The following is a 16727-nucleotide window of genomic DNA, read 5'->3' as shown; positions in this document are numbered from 1 at the left end:
CCCCTGACACCGGCTCACGGGGGTTCGAGGGCGCCGTCGGGGCGGCGGATGCGGGTTGACCAGCGTTCGTGGCCGTAGTGGGTCGGTGGGTGCTTGGCCGCCGCCCGTTCGTCCAGGTCGATGCCCCAGCCCGGGGCGTCCGACGGCGTCAGGTAGCCGTTGACCGGGCGCAGCGTGCCCGGGAAGACCTCGTGCACCGCGTCCGCGTAGACGTGACCCTCCTGGATGCCGAACGCGTGGCTGGACACGTCGAGCGCCAGGTTGGCCGCCATGCCGACCGGTGACACGTCGGCGGGGGAGTGCCAGGCCGTACGCACGCCCGACAGCTCGCACAGCGCCGTCAGCTTGCGGGCCGGGGTCAGGCCGCCGATCGCGGAGATGTGCAGCCGCAGCAGGTCCACGCCGCCCGCGGTGACCAGGCGGGCCGCGTCCGGCACCGAGCCGACCTGCTCGCCGGCCGCGATCGGCACCGCCGCCTGCGCACGCAGCTCCGGCAGCCGGTCGTAGTGCTCCGGCGCGATGGGGTCCTCGACGAAGAACAGCCGGTGGGGCTCCAGCGCCCGGCACAGCACCAGCGCCTGCTTGACCGTCAGTCGACTGTGGACGTCGTGCAGCAGCGAGACGTCGTCGCCCAGCGCCGCGCGGGCCTGCGCGAACAGCTTCGGCGTCTGCGCCAGATAGTGCTCGACGTCCCAGCCGTCCGGGTTGGGCGCGGTGGGATAGGCGCCCGCCACACCGGGCGCGCCGTAGGTGCCGACACCCGGGCCGCCGGTCTGCAGGCGGACGTGCCGCAGCCCCTGGCCGATCAGCTCCCTGGCGTGGCCGATGGTGTCGCCGATGGTCGCGCCGCTGGCGTGCAGATAGATGGGCACCGCCGACCGGACGCGGCCGCCCAGCAGCTCGTAGACGGGCATGCCGGCCCGCTTGCCGGCGATGTCCCAGAGCGCCATGTCCAATCCGGACAGTGCGTTGTTGAGCACCGGCCCGTTCCGCCAGTACGAGGACAGGTGCACCATCCTGGTGATGTCCTCGATGTCGGCGGGGTGCCGGCCCACCACGAGCGCGGCCAGGTGTTCGACGGTGGCCGCCACGGCCGTCGCCCGCTGGGTGAACGTCGCGCAGCCCAGGCCGTACAACCCGGGCTCGGAGGTGTCGACCCGCACCACGACGAGCGTCGCCTCGGGCGCGGTGACGATCGGTCGCACACCGGTGATCCGCAGCCCGTCGCGCGCGGCCCAGGGCGGCTGGGTCTCCGTCATCGTCATGCCGGCTCCTCCTCGTCGAGCGGACGTGAGCTTAACGGCAGGGGATGGGCCGCCGTGAAGCCCAGCAGCCGCCGGGCCGGTTCCAGCGCCACCGGCACCGCCCGCCCCGGGAAGCGGGCCCGCAGCGGCACGTCCGGCAGGAACTTCGCAAGCAGGTCCTCGGTCGGGTAGGGCGCGAGCGTCTCGTCGGCGGCCACGAACAGCACGTGCGCGCCCGGCGGCGGCACGGTCAGCGCCCGCAGGCACGCCTCGGCCGCGTCCGCGGTGTGCAGGTAAGTCCACAGCTCCAGCGCGCCCGACCCCGGATCGGCGGCGAACTCGGCGGACCGCCGGGCCAGCCGTTCGTCGCCGCCCAGAAAAGGGAAGCGCAGCGCCGTCACCGCGATCCCGTGCCGCCGGGCGACCATCGCCGCCGTCGCCTCGTCCGCCTGCTTCGACAGCGCGTACGGGTCGGAGACCTGGAGCGGGTGCCGCACGTCGACGGGCAGGTAGAGCGGTCGCAGCGGCACCTGGGCCCAGGCCAGCCCAAGCACCGACATGCTGCTGGCCAGCACGACGTGTCGCACCCCGGCGAGCGCGGCCTCGTGCAGCACGACGAACGTGGCCCGGGTGTTGCCGCCGAAGACCCGCAGCGGCGTGTCGAGCGTCGGCGCCGGGATGGCCGCGAGGTGCACCACGGCGCCGACGCCCTCCAGCGCCGCCCGGACCACCGCCGGGTCGCCCGCGTCCCCCGTCACGACGCGGTCGGCCGGCAGGTCGCCCGGGTCGGCGCGGTCCAGGGCGGTGACCGGGCGGCCGGCGAGGGCGGCGAGCACCGCCCGGCCGAGCAGTCCGGCCGCGCCGGTGACCAGCACCCGGTCAGTTCTTGACCGCACCGGACAGCCCGTTGACGAAGTAGCGCTGCAGGGCCAGGAACAGCACGATCACCGGGATCACCAGGATCAGCGAGCCCGCCATGATCTCGTTGTACGAGGGGACGGTGCCGGACGCCAGCCGCTCCAGCGCGAGCGGCAGCGTGTAGCGGGACTCGTCGTTCAGGGACACCCGGGTCAGCACGTACTCGTTCCAGGTCGGCACCGCGGTCAGCACGCCGATGGTGATCAGGGTCGGCCGGGCCAGCGGCAGGTAGACCCGCCAGAAGATGCGCCACTCGCCGGCGCCGTCGGCCGTCGCCGCGTCGTGCAGGTCGAGCGGGACCGACCGGAACGCGTTGGTCAGCATCAGGACGGCCAGCGGCGCGGTGCCGTTGACGAACGGGAGGATCAGGCCGGCGTGCGTGCCGAGGATGCCGAGCCGGTTCTCCAGGATCGTCAGCGGGAGCAGCACGGTGATGCTGGGCACGAACAGCAGCGCGACGAAGAACCAGAACACGAACCGCCGGCCCGGAAAGTCGATCATCGCGAACGCGTAGCCGGCCAGGCTGTAGACGACCAGCACGCCCAGCACCGTGAGCCCGGTGACCTGCAGGCTGTTGAGGAAGTAGTCGAAGAAGTGCAGCCGGCTCCAGGTGTCGGCGATCGTCGCCAGGGTGGGCCGGTGCGGGATCAGGTGGCCGCCCTCGAGCACCTCCAGGCGGTCCTTGAACGCGGCCGACACCATCCAGACGAACGGGTAGAGGCTGACGGCGGCGTAGACGGTCAGGGCGAGGTAGGCGACCACCTGGCCCGCGCTCGGCCGCCGCCTCACCGCTGGCCCCGCAACGCCCGCGCGTTGACCACCGCGAGCAGCAGCGCGGCGACGAAGATGAGCCAGCCGAGCGCGCTGGCCACGCCGAGCGTCGGTGACAGGCTCTGGAAGAACGCCTGCTGGTAGGCCTTCAGCCCCAGCACGTCGGTGTGCCCGGCCGGCCCGCCGTTTGTCATGATCAGGAAGATCTGGAAGCCCTGCATGGTGTCGCGCAGCCCGAGCAGCACCACCGCGACCGTGATCGGTACCAGCAGCGGCCAGGTGATGTGGCGCAGCCGGCGGACCGCGCCGGCGCCGTCGAGGGCGGCGGCCTCGATCACGGCCGGGTCGATCGCCTGCAGGCCGGCCAGGTAGAGCAGCATCGCGACCGGGACGCTGCCCCAGATCATGATGACGATCAGCGTCGGCAGCGCGGTGTCGGGGTCGGCCAGGAAGCCCTGCGGCCGGGCCAGGCTGCCCAGGCCCACCGCCCGCAGCGCCAGGTTGACCGCGCCCTCGGGCTCGAGCACGTAGAGCCAGGCGTAGTAGACCGCGATGCCGGCCGTCACGTAGGGCAGGAAGAAGACCGACCGGAGCGTGCCGCGCAGCCGGGTGACGCTGTTGAGCAGCGTGGCCAGTGGGAGGGCGATCAGCACCGTGCCGAACGAGACCACCACCATCGCGATCCCGGTGTTGAGCGCCGCGTTGCGGATCTCCGGCGCGAGCCGCGGGTCCGCCCAGAGGAGGTCCCGGTAGTTCTGCAGGCCAACCCAGTCCCAGCTCGGCGAGAAGCCGTTCCACTTGGCGAAGCTCAGGCCGAGGCTGTAGACGAGCGTGTAGAGGCCCAGCACGAGGAAGAGCACGACGGCCGGGGCGATGAACGCGTAGCCGACCAAAGCCCGCCGGGTACGCACCCGGCGGCGGGCGGTGCGGCGCGGCTCGATGACGAGCCGCGCCGCGAGGGTGGTGTCGGTGGTGGTGGCCACTTACTTCGCGTCCCACATCGCCTTGATGACGGTGTCGAGCGTCCGGCCCGTGGTGGCCGCGTCGGCCTCGCCCAGCGGCGCGAGCTTCAGCAACGGGTTGCCCATCTCGACCTCGTCGTAGTCCGGCGGGCGGAAACCGCGGTTGCCGGCGTCGTAGGTGTCCTGGGCCGGGCCGGTGAAGAACTCCTGCAGCGCCGCGAGCTCAGGCCCGATCAGCGACTCGGCCTGCGTGCCGAGGTCGGTGGCGGGCAGGTCGAGCGACGCCTTGGCGAAGATGCCCGCGCCCTCGGCCGAGGTGAGGAAGTCGACCCACTGGGCGGCGCCGTCCTTGTTGGCCGTCGTCGAGGTGACCGACAGCCCGGTCAGCGCGAGCGGCGCGAGCCTGAGGTCGCGCACTGAGCTACCTTTCGCCGGCGGGATCGGGAACGCCAGCACGTCCTCGGGCTTCAGGTTGTTCTGCGCGAGGAAGGCCAGGGTGAACGTGCCGCCGACGTTGAACGCCGACTTGCCCTGCGCGAACGCGATGTCGGCCTCGTCGATCCCCAAGGCGCTGACGCCCGGGATCCAGTAGGGCTTGAGCTGGGCGTAGAGGTCGAGCGTGCGGACGCCGTCAGGGGAGCCGAAGCCGGCCGTCGTGCCCTTGCCGAACAGCGCCTCGAACTTCTGCTGACCGAGGTACGCGAACGCCAGCTGCTCGTAGATCCAGTTGAAGCCGGTCTGGGTCACCTTGAGCCCGAGGGACAGCCCGCCCTGCTGCTTGTCGGCGGCCGTGGTCGCCTTGAGCTGGTCGAGGAACTCCTCCCAGGTGGCCGGCGGCTTGGTGGGGTCGAGCCCGGCGGCCTCCAGCTTCTTCTTGTTGGCGTAGACGATGCCGAACGTGCCGGCGGTGAACGGGACACTGTAGAGGCTGCCGACCGACGCGCCGGCCAGCTCCTCGATGCTGTCCTTGCGCTGCTGCGTCACCCGGCCGGACTCGCGGGTGCTGGGCAGGAACCGGTCGAGCTTGCCGTCGAAGTCGCCCTTGAGGTCGGTGAGCAGCCCGCCGCCGCCGACCCGCAGGTCCTCCCCGCCGGAGTGCAGCTCGAGCACGTCGGGCAGGTCCTTGGTCTGCGCCGCGCTCTGGATCTTCGCGGTGAAGACGTCGTCGGGCGTGAAGGCCTCGATCTTCACGTCGATGCCGGTCTTGGCCTTGAACGCGGTCGCGGCCTGCTGGAGCGCCTCGACGTGGGTGCGCTTGAACGTCCACATCGTCAAGGCGGCGCCGGCCTCGCCGCCCTCGTCGTCGCCACCGCACGCGGTGGCGGTCAGGGTGAGCGCGGCGGCGGCCACCACCGCGAGGATGCGTCTGTTACCGATCATGGTTGCCCTCCCGGGACGAAGGGGATCTATCGGGCTAGCAAATCGTTAAGACTGACCGGCAATCTACGCGCAATCCCATGGAAGTCAAGACCCTCTATATGGACGAGCGTCAGGCGGATTGGCGGCGCACGAGCCGGGTCGGGATGACCAGCTCGTGCGGCGGGCCGGCCGCGCCGTTGATCCGGTCGAGCAGCAGCCGGGCGCAGGCCATGCCGATCTCCCGCGCCGGGTTGGCGATCGTGGTCAGCTGCGGGGTGACCAGGGTGGCCGCCTCGATGTCGTCGAAGCCCATCACCGCGAGGTCGTCCGGCACCCGCAGACCGCGCTCCCGGGCCGCGTCGAGCGCGCCGATCGCCATCATGTCGTTGGCGCAGAGCACCGCGTCGGGCCGCTTCCGTTGCCGGATCAGCTTCTCGACCCCGTGCGCGCCGCCGGCCCGGCTGAAGTCGGTGTGCACCACCAGGTTCTGCTGTGGACCGACGCCGGCCTCGGCCAGCGCGGCGCGGTAGCCGGCGACCCGCTCCGCGGCCGGGCCCACGGCCGCCGGCCCGCAGATGAAGGCGATCCGGCGGTATCCACTGTGGAGCAGGTAGCGGACCGCCTCGCGGGCGCCACCCTCGTCGTCGCTGTGCACCAGGTCGACACCGGGCTGGCTCTGCCGCCCACCGAGCCGGACCACCGGGATCTGCGCGTCGATCACCGGTTGCAGGTCGTCGGCGTGCGTGTTGAAGACCGCGAACGCGACACCGTCGACCTGTCGCGAGATCATCTTGTCGAGAGCGGCGCGTTCGAGGTCGCGTACGCCGTTGGTGTTGGTGATGATCTCGTCGTAGCCGGCCGGGCCGAGCACGTCCTGCACGCCCCGGGCCAGGACCGGATAGAACGGGTTGGTGATGTCGGGGATTACCAGGCCCACGGTCAGGCTGCGGCCGGCGCGCAGGCCGCGGGCGACCACATTGGGCCGGTAGCCGAGCTCGGCGATCGCGTCCATGATCCGCCGCCGGGTCTCCGCCGACACCGGCCGGCGCCCGTTGAGCGCGTGCGAGACCGTGGTCGCGCTGACGCCCGCGAGCTGCGCGACCTGGCCGATCCGCGGCCGGTCGCCGCGAAACGCCACCCGGACCTCCTCGGTGAGTCTCCTGCGGCCGGATCCTACCGCGTCGGCAGTGACAGCCGTCGAACTAACCGGGACACGCCGAACCGCGCGATGTCTGAACGTAGTTGCTCTGTGACCTAAAGTTACCGGCGTTTGCCACAACAGGGGAGTCACGGGGAATGGGATCGTTGCTGCGGGACTGGGGGCACGAGCTGTCCGCCATCCGGCGATGGGCCGCGGAGCGGGACATTCCCGTGGCCGACGACGCCGACCCGCGCGCGATCCGCGCCCTGTTGCGCGCCACCTACCCGCGACTGGTCCCGACGCGGGTTCTGGCGCCGCCGCCGCACACCACGTTGTGGCTTCCGCCGTCCGTGGCCCTGCCGCTCGCGGCGGGCGTGCCGTTGGCGCACGTCCGACCCGCACCGGAGCGCCGCCGGCCCAGCGTCCGCATCCGCGGCGGCCGGTCCGACCCGGAAGTGGCCGAGGCCGCGTTGGCGGCGGCGGACGAGGTCGACGAGTGCGCCGTGGTGGTCCGCCGGCACGAGGCCGGCGCCGTCCTGGTCGGATACGTGACGTTGCTGCCCGGCTGGCGGGCCGACCCGACGGTGCTCCGCGACTATCTGGCGGCCCGGGTGGCCGCGCCGCGCGTGCCGCGCGAGATCACGGTCCTGGACCGCTTCCCCCGCACCGCCGACGGCACGATCGACCGCTCGGCCCTGGTCTAGGGGGTGTCTCGTGGATCATGCCGGCACCCCGCCGGGCCCAGACGACGACCGACCGCACGCGGAGCCGGGCCGGATACAACACCGGTATCCGACCCACCTCCGCGCACGCCCGGACGCCGCCTGGACCTCGCCGGGGCACCACCCTGATCCACGAGACACCCCCTAGCGGTCGCGCTGGGCCCGCAGGGCGGCGGTGGCCTGCTCGACCGACAGCGGCGGTGAGAGCAGGTGGCCCTGGCCGTAACCGCAGCCCAGGTCGAGCAGCGCGTCGAGCTGGGCCGGCTCCTCGATGCCCTCGGCGAACGCCTTCATCGACAGCGAGTCGGCCACCGCCATGATGGCGCGGACGATGCCGCGGCCGCTGTCGGCGGCGTCGTTCATCGCGGCCACGAACGCCCGGTCGATCTTCAACCCTTCGACCGGGAACCGCTGCAGGTACGCGAGGCTGGAGTACGACATCCCGAAGTCGTCGAGCGCGAAGTGCACGCCGGCGTCGCGCAGCGCGTCCACCTGCGACGAGATGTCCTCGGCGGTGTCCATGTGCTCGGTCACCTCGAGCCAGATGTCGGCCGGGTCGACGCCCGTCGACCGGATCACCTCGAGCAGGTCGCCGTGGCCGCGCTCGAGCTGCACGGCCGAGATGTTGACGCTCATCGTCAGGTGCGCCTCGGGGAACTCCCGCTGCCACGCCGCGAGCTGCCGGCAGGACTGGTCGAGCACCCACGCGCCGATCGGGACGATCGCGCCGGTCTCCTCGGCCAACGGGATGAACTCGTCGGGCGGCACGGTGCCGCGCTCCGGGTGCCGCCACCGGGCCAGCGCCTCGAACGAGCGGATCGTGTTGCTCTTGAGCTCGACCATCGGCTGGAAGACCACCGAGAGCTGGCCGTGCTCGAGCGCCTCGGACAGGTCGGAACGCAGGTCGAGCCGGTCGATCGAGCGGTGTGACGCCTCGTCGTCGAAGACCTCGAGCCGGCCGCTGCCGCGGGCCTTGGCCGCGTACATGGCGGCGTCGGCGTCGCGCAGCATCGCGCTGGCCGACGCCGTGCCACGCCGGCCGAGCACCGCGCCGATGCTCGCCGTGACCTCGACCCGCTCGCCGCGCAGCGGGAACGCGTCGCCCAGCGCCACCTGGATCCGGCGGCCCATGTCGGTCAGGTCCGTCAGGTCCGACGCGCCGTTGATCAGCAGGACGAACTCGTCGCCGCCGAACCGGGCCAGCATGTCACCCGGCCGGACGACCTTGCGCAGCCGCTGCGCGACCTGCTGGATGAGCTCGTCGCCGGCCTCGTGGCCGAGCCGGTCGTTGACGGCCTTGAACTTGTCGAGGTCGAAGAAGAGCAGGCCGGCCACGCCGGTCGGCGAGCCGGCCAGCGTCTCGTCGATCCGCTGCGCCGCCGTCATCCGGTTGGCCAGGCCGGTCAGCGGGTCACGCGACGCGCGCCGGTGCAGCTCCTGCTCGCGGGCCTTGAGCCGGCGGTAGAGCTCGCTGTTGCTGATGGCGACGCTCAGGTAGCTGGCGAGCACCTGCGCGACCTCGACCGACGACTTGCCGAACGACCGGGCCCGCTGCCCGCGGGCGGCCAGCACGGCGATCACCGTGTCGTCCCGCATGACCGGCACCAGCAGCATCGGGTCCTCGCTGTTGGCGCCCGGCCCGACGTAAGCCTCGCCGGCCGCCAGCCGTGGCCAGCCCGGCAGCTCGGTGGCGGGCATCGGCCACCGGCGGCCGGTGTCCGCGCCGGTCTCGGCCGCGGCGGCCACCTCGGCGAGCTCGTCGCGCACGCTCAGGATCCAGGTCGCGTCGGTGCCGGTCAGCTCGCGCAGCAGCAGCACGGCGTCGTCGAGCAGGGCGCCCAGCTCCAGGTGGCGGGCCAGGTCCGGGCCGGCCTGGGCGAGCCGCTCGATCGCGACGCCGCGTTCACGGGCCTCGACGGCCGAGTACATCCGGTAGGCCATCGAGAGCAGGACCTGCAGGTCGGCCGGCGTGAACAGGTCGCCGCCGGTGCGGTAGAGGACGAGCAGGTCGCCGGCGAACTCGGAGCCCACACCGGACAGGGGTATCCAGGCCGCGGACGCGTTGTGCGCGTCGCTCAGCGGTGGCGGCAGGTCGGCGGCCTCGACGCCGTGCCGCGCGGCGGCGCCACCGGACGTGATGACGCGGCGGGCCGTCGGGCCGAGCGCCCAGCCGGTGGTGAACGCCGGGTCGTCCTCGGGCAACCCGCAGGACGCGGTGACGAGCAAACGGTCGTCGACGGCCTCGGCGATGCACACGACGTCGGCCGCGAACACCTCGGAGAGCACGGTCAGCGTGCGGTCTATCAACCGGCCGGGCGACGACGGCGTGCCGATCACCGTCAGCAGCCGGATCAGGCGGGCCGTGTCGCGGTACGCGGCCGCGGCCGCCCCTTCCGCCCGGGAGAGGGCAGCCCGCAGCGACTCCGCCTCGGACTCGAAGCGGGGCGCCTGCGGGTCCCCGTACGCGACCAACGGGCTACAACGCCATCGCGGCGATCGTGGCGTTGTGGTAGCCCGCGACGCCGGTGGTGCGGGCGAACTCGCCGTAGGTGTAGTAGCCGAACGTCGGCGCGCCGCCGGCCGCCTCCTGCAGCCGGCGGGCCTCCTCGTGCCCGCGCTTGCCGAGGATGTCGAGCCGGGCCACGCAGTCGAAGACCAGCACGACGGCCGGCTCCTCGTCGCCGACGACGCTCTCCACCACCTGCTCGCCGACCTCGAGGAGGTCGTCGGGCTCGCACGAGACCACCTGGACCGCCGAGTACGGCGGCATCGGCGAGAACGTGCGCAGCTTGCCGTCGGCGTCTATGAACGCGCCCCGGATCAGCAGCGAGCCGTCGGGCTGGATGAGCCCGAACGCGTGCTCGGAGTGGTAGCCGCCGGCCCGCTCGTAGAGCGTGGTGTCGGGGCCGCCGCGCGGGCGGAAGTTCTCCCAGAACACCTCGAGCGCCGGCCGGCCGCCGAGCTCCTTGACGATCTGCCCCTCCACGCCGCTGAGCATCAGCGGCAGGCTGGTCGGCCGCCAGCCGTGCCCGCCGACCACCCGCAGCGGCCGGTCGGAGCCGATCCAGATGGCGACGGCGGCGTCGCGCAGCACGCGGTCGCCGGCGAACACGAAGGTCTCCGCGAGCCGGCGGTCGTCGGCCGCCGCGCCGCCGATGACCGGGATCTGGAACCCGGTCACCTTGTGGATGCCGTTGAGCAGCTCCTGCTGGTCGCCGGCCAGCCCGTCGGAGAAGATCAGAACCGCCTCGTGCGGCGAGCGGACCGGGCCGGCGGCGTCGAGGGCCGCGCGGGCCAGCGCGCGGCCGGCGCTGGTGGCGTCGGCCTGCAGGCCCGTGGCGTGGCCGAGCCCGAAGCGGTAGCCGCCACCGGCGAGCGCCAGCACGGCCACGCCGTCGCCGGGCTCCGTGAGCCGGCCCGACTGGAGCTGGCCGGAGCTGGTGGCGCCGGCGACGACGGCCGAACCGGCGGCCGCGTTGACGGTCTTCAGCACCGTCGGCAGGTCGTACCGGACAGACGCGTACACCAGGATCAGATCGGGTTGCTGCCCCTCGAGCGGCCGTAATGCCTCGCCGAGGGCTTTCTCGGTGGCCAGACGGGCGTCGGGACCTTCGCCGGTGCCGACGCCGCGCCGGGCTTTGGTGCTGGTCAGGGTGCTCACCCCCACGAGCGCGTGGTCAGACAACCACCGATTGTAGTGGTGAGCGGATCTCGCCTTCAGGGCTCACGACCGTGGCCGTGGTCATAACGTGCCGTGGTGGCCCCGACCGGGGGCCGGGACCACCACAGCGGTGTCTCAGCCCACCACCGACCGCAGCGGGATCCCCGCCGCGCGCAGGTCACTGACCAGGTCGCGGAGGTACGGGTGCTCGTCGGCCAGCCGGCCTTCGGGGTTGGGGATCAGCACGGACGCCGAGCCGCCGGCCTGGCTGAACCGGGCGGTGTCGGTGTAACCGGTGACGACCGACCTGACGCGGGCCAGATCGCTCGCGGCGACCCGAATGGTGATGGGTCGCCACTCGCCGCCCAGGTTCTCCGGCGCCGGCTGCGCCGCCGCGGCCGCCCGGGCCGGGTCGGCGGTCGCCGCCTTGCGGGCCACCGACTGCCCCTCCGGGTAGAGCACGGCGTTGGCCAGCAGGTGCAGGCCGCTCTCGTTGTAGGCCCGGAACAGCGGGTTGAACGCGAACAGCACCGCCCGCCCGGCGCCCGTCGGCTCGTCGACCAGCGCCGCGGTCCCCTTGAGCAGGTCCTCGGAGACGGTGAAGCCGTTGTGCCAGAACGTGTCGTCGGTCGGGTAGGTGAGCACGTTGGTGCCGGTGGTGCTCGCGGTCAGGATCGGATCCTCGTTGTTGAACTCGAAGTCCTCGGCCGGCCGGCCCGCGGCGACCGGGCTGGCGTGGTCGACGTCGACCCGGAAGTGCGAGCCGATCACGGTGTATTCGGCCTCCTCCGGCGGCTCGAACTCGGTGGTCGAGGTGAGCCCGGCCGACCGGGCCACCCGGGTGCCCTCCCGGCGCAGGCCGATGTAGGTGTTGCCGGCGGCCACCCAGTCGCGCAGGTGCTGCTGGCCGGCCGCGGTCAGGCCGCCGGTCGGGCTGCTGCCGTCGGGCACCAGGAGCACCGAGCGGTCGGTGAACGCGGCCGTGTTGTCGTTGATGTCGGCGGTCGTGACCGGCTGGAGGTCGAGGCCCCAGCGGCTGCCGAGCACGTAGCGGGCCTCGCCGTAGGACCCGGAGGTGGTCGAGACGCCGGTGCCACGGAACAGGCCGACGTCGGGCAGGTCGACCGCATCACCGACCGGCGGCTTGCGGCTGGCGCTCAGCGTCACGCCGAGGCCGCGGGCCCGCTCGTCGAGCGCCCGCGTCAGGCCGCCCTCGGGGAGCGTGGCCACGTTGGTCGCGAGGTCACGGCGGACCGCGACGCCCGCGTCGAGCAGCGCGAAGGTGAACTCCGACGCGTTGGCCGAGTCGAGCCGGTACTGGTAGGAGCCGCCCTTGGGCGCCGTGGCCGCCTTGCCGCCCTGCGGACGCGCGACCCGCTGCACCTTGGGGTGCAGGTCGTCACCGGTGTAGATGGTGTCGATGCCCATCAGCAGCGGGTTGCTCCAGGACGACACGTCGTAGAAGTACGGGAACGGCACGTACGGGTCCTCGCCGAGCGTCGCCTGGATCCAGTGCTTCTGCGGCTGGGCCATAGGAATCCAGTAGGCGCCCTTCGGCACGGTCAGGTCGGCGGCGGACCGGCCGCCGAACACCCGCGCGTTGGGGACGGTGACCGGCTCCTTGACCTCGTAGACCTCGACGTCCATCGCGCGCAGCCGCTCGACCAGCTTGCGCACGTCGGCGAGCTGGCGGTCGGGCAGCAGGAAGTACGACTTGATCTTGATGTCCGGCACCGGGAACTGCACCGTGTTGTCGGGCTGCACGACCTCGTTGGGCTCGAGCGTGCCCGCCCGGCCCTCGGCCAGCGCGTCGCTCCAGACCTTGAACCAGCCGCGCAGCACCTCGCGCTTGTTGGCCGAGGCCCAGCCGATCGTCGCCCACTGGGTGTTGAACTGCTGCTGCACCCGGTCCTGGACGGCCGAGGCGCTGCCCTTCTCGTAGGTCATGCCGGCCGCGCCGAAGCCGGCCGCGGGCACGGTGTCGCCGTACCCCATGTAGAAGAGGTCGTAGACGTCGTAGTTGAAGTAGCACTCGGTGGTCACGGTGTCGGTGCAGGCGCCGTTGTAGCCGAAGGCGGCCTTGTTGGCGTCGCCGATCCGGTTGATCCAGTCGACCGGCTCGCTGGCGATCTCGTGGTGGATCGGGTCGGCGTTCGGTGGGAAGAAGTAGCGCCGGCTGCCCATCTCGTGTGCGTCGACGAAGACCTGCGGCGGATACTTCCGGAGCAGCTCGATCTTGCCGTCGGTCTCCGGCTGGGTGCGGGCGAACCAGTCGCGGTTGAGGTCGAAGCCGTACTCGTTCTGCCGCCGGAGGGCGTCGCGGCCGTCCGGGTTCTGCGTCGGAACGATGATGTTGAGCAGGTTGTCGTTGCGGTCGCGGACGTCGCACGACAGGCCGGCGGCCAGCTCGTAGAGGGACTTCAGCGCGGCGTCGGCGCCGCTGGTCTCGCCACCGTGGACGTTGCCGGCGATGTAGACGATGGCCGGGTCGTTGTTGGCGATCCGGGCCGCCTTGGACGGCGCCATCGTGCGCGGGTCGCGCAGGTCGCGGATGTTCTCCGCGATCGCCGCCAGCCCCGACTTGGTGACGTGCGCGGGGTCCGAGACGATCGCGTAGGGCAGCGGCTGCCCGTTGACGCTGGTGGTCATCGTGCCGGTGACGACGCGGTCCGACGCGGCGTCGACCGCGGCCACGTACCGCCGGATCTCGTCGTTGGTGACGACCCGTGGCTGGCCGAGGCCGAGCGGGAAGCCGAAGAACGACTCCGGACTCGGCACGTCGGCCAGGCGGGCCTGCGGGTCGGGGTCGCAGGCCGGACGTGTGGGGTGCGCGCCGGCGGGGACGCCGTTGAGCAGCGGCAGGGTGCCGGCGAGCAGGAGCGCTGTCGCGGCACCCGCCAGCCGTCTCGCGCGGTTCGGTAGTCGCATTTAACCCGCTTCCCTTCCCGGAAAGGTGGAGTGAAAGGCAAAACGAGCCTAGGACCTGGCATTCTTCATGGTCAACGTCCGAACGTCGGACCCCGTCCACTGTGGGCCCTAGAAATTGTCCCAGCCGGATGTCGAAACCGGTCCGGCTCGTTCGCTGCGTCGGTGAAGAGCACCACGACACCCAGAAGGAGAACCGACATGTCGTTCCAGGCCTACCTCGACGCGGTGGAGACCAAGACCGGCAAGACGCCGCGGGAGCTGCTCGACGAGGCGCGCGCCAAGGGCTTCGACGCGCCGGCGGTGAAGGCGACCGTCATCGTCGAGTGGCTGCGCGACGACTACGGCCTCGGCCGCGGTCACGCGATGGCGATGGTCCACGTGATCAAGAAGGGCCCGCAGATCTCCGGCAAGCACGTGGGCCGGGCCGGGTCGCACGGCGACGCGTCCGACGTGCTCTGGCTCGACGGCAAGGCCAGCCGGCCGGCATAGTGGGCCGCATGCCGCTTGAACCGATCGAGCGGGCGTCGGTCGACGAGCTGCGCTCGCTCCAGCTGGAACGGCTCCGCTGGTCGCTGCGGCACGCCCACGACAACGTCCCGCACTACCGCGCCGCCTTCGCGGCGGCCGGCGTACACCCGGACGACCTGAAGTCCCTCGACGACCTCGCGCGGTTCCCGACGACGAGCAAGGACGACCTGCGGGCCAACTACCCGTTCGGGATGTTCGCCGTGCCGCGCGAGCAGGTGGTCCGGGTGCACGCCTCGTCGGGCACGACCGGCCGGCCGACCGTGGTCGGCTACACCCGGGACGACATCACCACCTGGGCCCGGTTGATGGCCCGGTCGATCCGGGCGTCCGGCGGCGAGCCGGGCGACATCGTGCACGTGGCGTACGGCTACGGCCTGTTCACCGGCGGCCTCGGCGCCCACTACGGCGCCGAGGAGCTCGGCTGCACGGTCGTGCCGGTGTCCGGTGGGATGACGTCGCGCCAGGTCATGCTGATCCGCGACTTCGCGCCGTCGATCATCATGGTGACGCCGAGCTACCTGCTCGCGATCGTCGACGAGCTGGAGCGGCAGGGCGTCGACCCGCGGTCGACCTCGCTGCGGCTCGGCATCCTGGGCGCCGAGCCGTGGACGGAGGACATGCGCCGCGAGATCGAGGAGCGGCTCGGCATCGACGCGGTCGACATCTACGGGCTCTCCGAGGTGATGGGTCCCGGCGTGGCCAACGAGTGCGTCGAGACGAAGGACGGCCCGCACATCTGGGAGGACCACTTCTATCCGGAGATCATCGACCCGGTCACCGGAGCGGTGCTGCCCGACGGCGAGTTCGGAGAGCTGGTGTTCACCTCGTTGACCAAGCAGGCGATGCCGGTCGTCCGCTACCGCACCCGCGACCTGACCCGGCTGCTGCCCGGCACGGCCCGGCCGATGCGCCGGATGGCCAAGATCACCGGCCGGACCGACGACATGATGATCGTGCGCGGGGTCAACCTGTTCCCGACCCAGATCGAGGAGCTGATCCTCGGCACGGCCGAGCTGTCGCCGCATTTCCAGTGCGTGCTGACCCGGTCGGGGCGGCTCGACGAGCTGGCCGTGCGGGTCGAGCGGCGCCCGGAGGTCACGCCGGCGTCGGCCGCGGCGGCCGCCGACGCGCTGGCCGCCAAGGTCAAGGAGACGATCGGCGTGACGATCGCGGTCGAGGTGCTCGACCCCGACCAGGTCGAGCGGTCGATGGGCAAGATGCGCCGGATCGTCGACAACCGCTGAGGGGCAAGGAACGGTCCGTTCTTAACGCATAGCGTTAAGAACGGACCGTTCCTTACACCGGGACGAGTCGCGGGCGGCGGCGGGCGGCGAGGTCCTCCACCCAGCCGACGTGGAGGACCACCAGGGCCAGCAGCCACAGCCCGATCGCGGTGTAGCCGACCTCGGCGACCGTGTCGCCGAACGCCCACACGTGCAGCAGGTCGCCGAGCGGGAACGCCGCCGTGATCGCGGCGTTGTGCCACAGGTAGATGGTCACCGCGCGGGAGTTGAGCAGGGTCACCGCGGCGTCGGCGCGCCGGTGGCTGGTCAGCCAGTCCATCCGCGGCGCCAGGCGCAGCAGCACCAGGACGAAACCGATGGAGTAGACGGCGTACGCCACCGGGCTGTCGGCGAGGTCGACGCCCGCGGCGCCGTGGTGCGTGACCACCCAGCCGACCGCGCCGCCGGTGGCCACCACCGAGACCGCCAGGACCGCGCCGAAAGGCAGCCGGCGCAGGTCGCCGTCGCGGTGGGCGAAGCCGAGCAGCCAGCAGGCCGCGAACGTCAGCACGTCTTCGATGACCGAAGCCGATCGGTCGCCGAACGGCCACGGCGCCACCTGGAACAGGGGGAGCAGGGCCAGCGGTGCGAGCACGGCCACCACCCTGGCCCGGCGGTAGAGGCGCAGCAGCAGGGGCGAGAGCAACACGAGCCAGAGGTAGGTGACGAGGTACCACAGGATGCCGCTGACCGGTTCGGCCCACGCGCTGGCCGGCGGTTCGGCGATCGGTAGCAGCCACAACAGGAAGGCCGGCCACGCCGGGTGGTCGTCCCAGCCGAGGACCAGCATGGCGGGTACGACCACGGCGGCGAGCAGCCACAGCGCGGGCAGCAGGCGGCGCAGGCGGCCGCGTACCGCCCGGGTGGCCGAGCGGTCGACGGACTTCGCCATCAGCGAGCCGCCGAGCGCGAACATCACGCCCATCGCCGGGAAGCCGAGGCCGAGCCAGGCGACCGGGAACATGTGGTAGAGCACGACCCGCAGGATCGCCGCGGCCCGCAGGAAGTCGAACCACCGGTCCCTGTCCACTGTGGGCAGCGCCTGCGTGGTCGCCTGCCACGGCGGGGCGGTGGCCGTGTGGTAACGCGGCGGTCCGACCCAGCCGTCTCTGGTCGCTGTCACGGGGCGACGATAGCCACGGCTCGCGGTCTCCGTCGGTGCTTCGTACGCCGCGCGGGGGACGGCCGTCCGGCTCCTAATGTCCGCCCG

The 16727-nt window shown here is 72.2% G+C and carries 13 protein-coding genes; 3 read left to right on the top strand and 10 right to left on the bottom strand.

The window, feature by feature from the left end; genetic code table 11:
• Positions 1-14 precede the first annotated feature (14 nt).
• The 6 genes from O7635_RS30520 to O7635_RS30495 all read right to left on the bottom strand — a co-directional run bounded on the left by O7635_RS30520 (position 15) and on the right by O7635_RS30495 (position 6392).
• Entirely contained in the window at positions 15-1265 is a 1251-nt protein-coding gene (locus O7635_RS30520) for an enolase C-terminal domain-like protein (protein ID WP_278083946.1), read from the bottom strand.
• Positions 1262-2140 carry an NAD(P)-dependent oxidoreductase gene (locus O7635_RS30515; RefSeq protein WP_278083945.1) on the bottom strand — a complete coding sequence of 293 codons (879 nt, stop codon included), beginning with the start codon at positions 2138-2140 and terminating at the stop codon, positions 1262-1264. Before O7635_RS30515 ends, O7635_RS30520 begins: the two co-directional genes overlap by 4 nt.
• Positions 2124-2951 (bottom strand): carbohydrate ABC transporter permease, encoded by an 828-nt coding sequence (locus tag O7635_RS30510; RefSeq protein WP_278083944.1) that lies wholly within the window; start codon positions 2949-2951, stop codon positions 2124-2126. The genes O7635_RS30515 and O7635_RS30510 overlap by 17 nt, the downstream gene beginning before the upstream one ends.
• Positions 2948-3916 (bottom strand): sugar ABC transporter permease, encoded by a 969-nt coding sequence (locus O7635_RS30505; protein WP_278083943.1) that lies wholly within the window; start codon positions 3914-3916, stop codon positions 2948-2950. Before O7635_RS30505 ends, O7635_RS30510 begins: the two co-directional genes overlap by 4 nt.
• Complete coding sequence (locus O7635_RS30500; protein ID WP_278083942.1) at positions 3917-5275, bottom strand: extracellular solute-binding protein; 1359 nt, start codon at positions 5273-5275, stop codon at positions 3917-3919.
• Positions 5276-5384: 109 nt separating this feature from the next.
• Positions 5385-6392 (bottom strand): LacI family DNA-binding transcriptional regulator, encoded by a 1008-nt coding sequence (locus tag O7635_RS30495; protein WP_278083941.1) that lies wholly within the window; start codon positions 6390-6392, stop codon positions 5385-5387.
• A gap of 158 nt (positions 6393-6550) precedes the next feature.
• On the opposite strand from O7635_RS30495, the gene O7635_RS30490 reads away from it, so the two are divergent.
• Complete coding sequence (locus O7635_RS30490; protein ID WP_278083940.1) at positions 6551-7099, top strand: hypothetical protein; 549 nt, start codon at positions 6551-6553, stop codon at positions 7097-7099.
• Positions 7100-7261: 162 nt separating this feature from the next.
• Here O7635_RS30490 and O7635_RS30485 read toward each other — a convergent pair whose 3' ends face one another.
• The 3 genes from O7635_RS30485 to O7635_RS30475 form a co-directional block, all read right to left on the bottom strand.
• Positions 7262-9589 (bottom strand): GGDEF domain-containing phosphodiesterase, encoded by a 2328-nt coding sequence (locus tag O7635_RS30485; protein WP_278083939.1) that lies wholly within the window; start codon positions 9587-9589, stop codon positions 7262-7264.
• Positions 9590-9593: 4 nt separating this feature from the next.
• A complete protein-coding gene (locus tag O7635_RS30480; protein ID WP_278083938.1) occupies positions 9594-10802 on the bottom strand; it encodes an FIST N-terminal domain-containing protein in 1209 nt (402 codons plus the stop codon).
• Positions 10803-10913: 111 nt separating this feature from the next.
• Positions 10914-13706 (bottom strand): M14 family zinc carboxypeptidase, encoded by a 2793-nt coding sequence (locus O7635_RS30475; protein WP_278083937.1) that lies wholly within the window; start codon positions 13704-13706, stop codon positions 10914-10916.
• A gap of 198 nt (positions 13707-13904) precedes the next feature.
• On the opposite strand from O7635_RS30475, the gene O7635_RS30470 reads away from it, so the two are divergent.
• Complete coding sequence (locus tag O7635_RS30470) at positions 13905-14195, top strand: DUF4287 domain-containing protein (protein WP_278083936.1); 291 nt, start codon at positions 13905-13907, stop codon at positions 14193-14195.
• 8 nt (positions 14196-14203) lie between these two features.
• Positions 14204-15478, top strand: coding sequence for a phenylacetate--CoA ligase PaaK (gene paaK, locus O7635_RS30465; RefSeq protein WP_278083935.1), 1275 nt, complete (start codon positions 14204-14206; stop codon positions 15476-15478).
• A gap of 52 nt (positions 15479-15530) precedes the next feature.
• On the opposite strand, the gene O7635_RS30460 is transcribed toward paaK, so the two are convergent.
• Complete coding sequence (locus tag O7635_RS30460; protein ID WP_278083934.1) at positions 15531-16640, bottom strand: acyltransferase family protein; 1110 nt, start codon at positions 16638-16640, stop codon at positions 15531-15533.
• Positions 16641-16727 lie beyond the last annotated feature (87 nt).

The organism is Asanoa sp. WMMD1127 (assembly GCF_029626225.1).
Lineage (GTDB): Bacteria > Actinomycetota > Actinomycetes > Mycobacteriales > Micromonosporaceae > Asanoa.
Note: the sequence above shows the minus strand (reverse complement) of the source record. Positions and strands in the feature narration are given on the sequence as shown.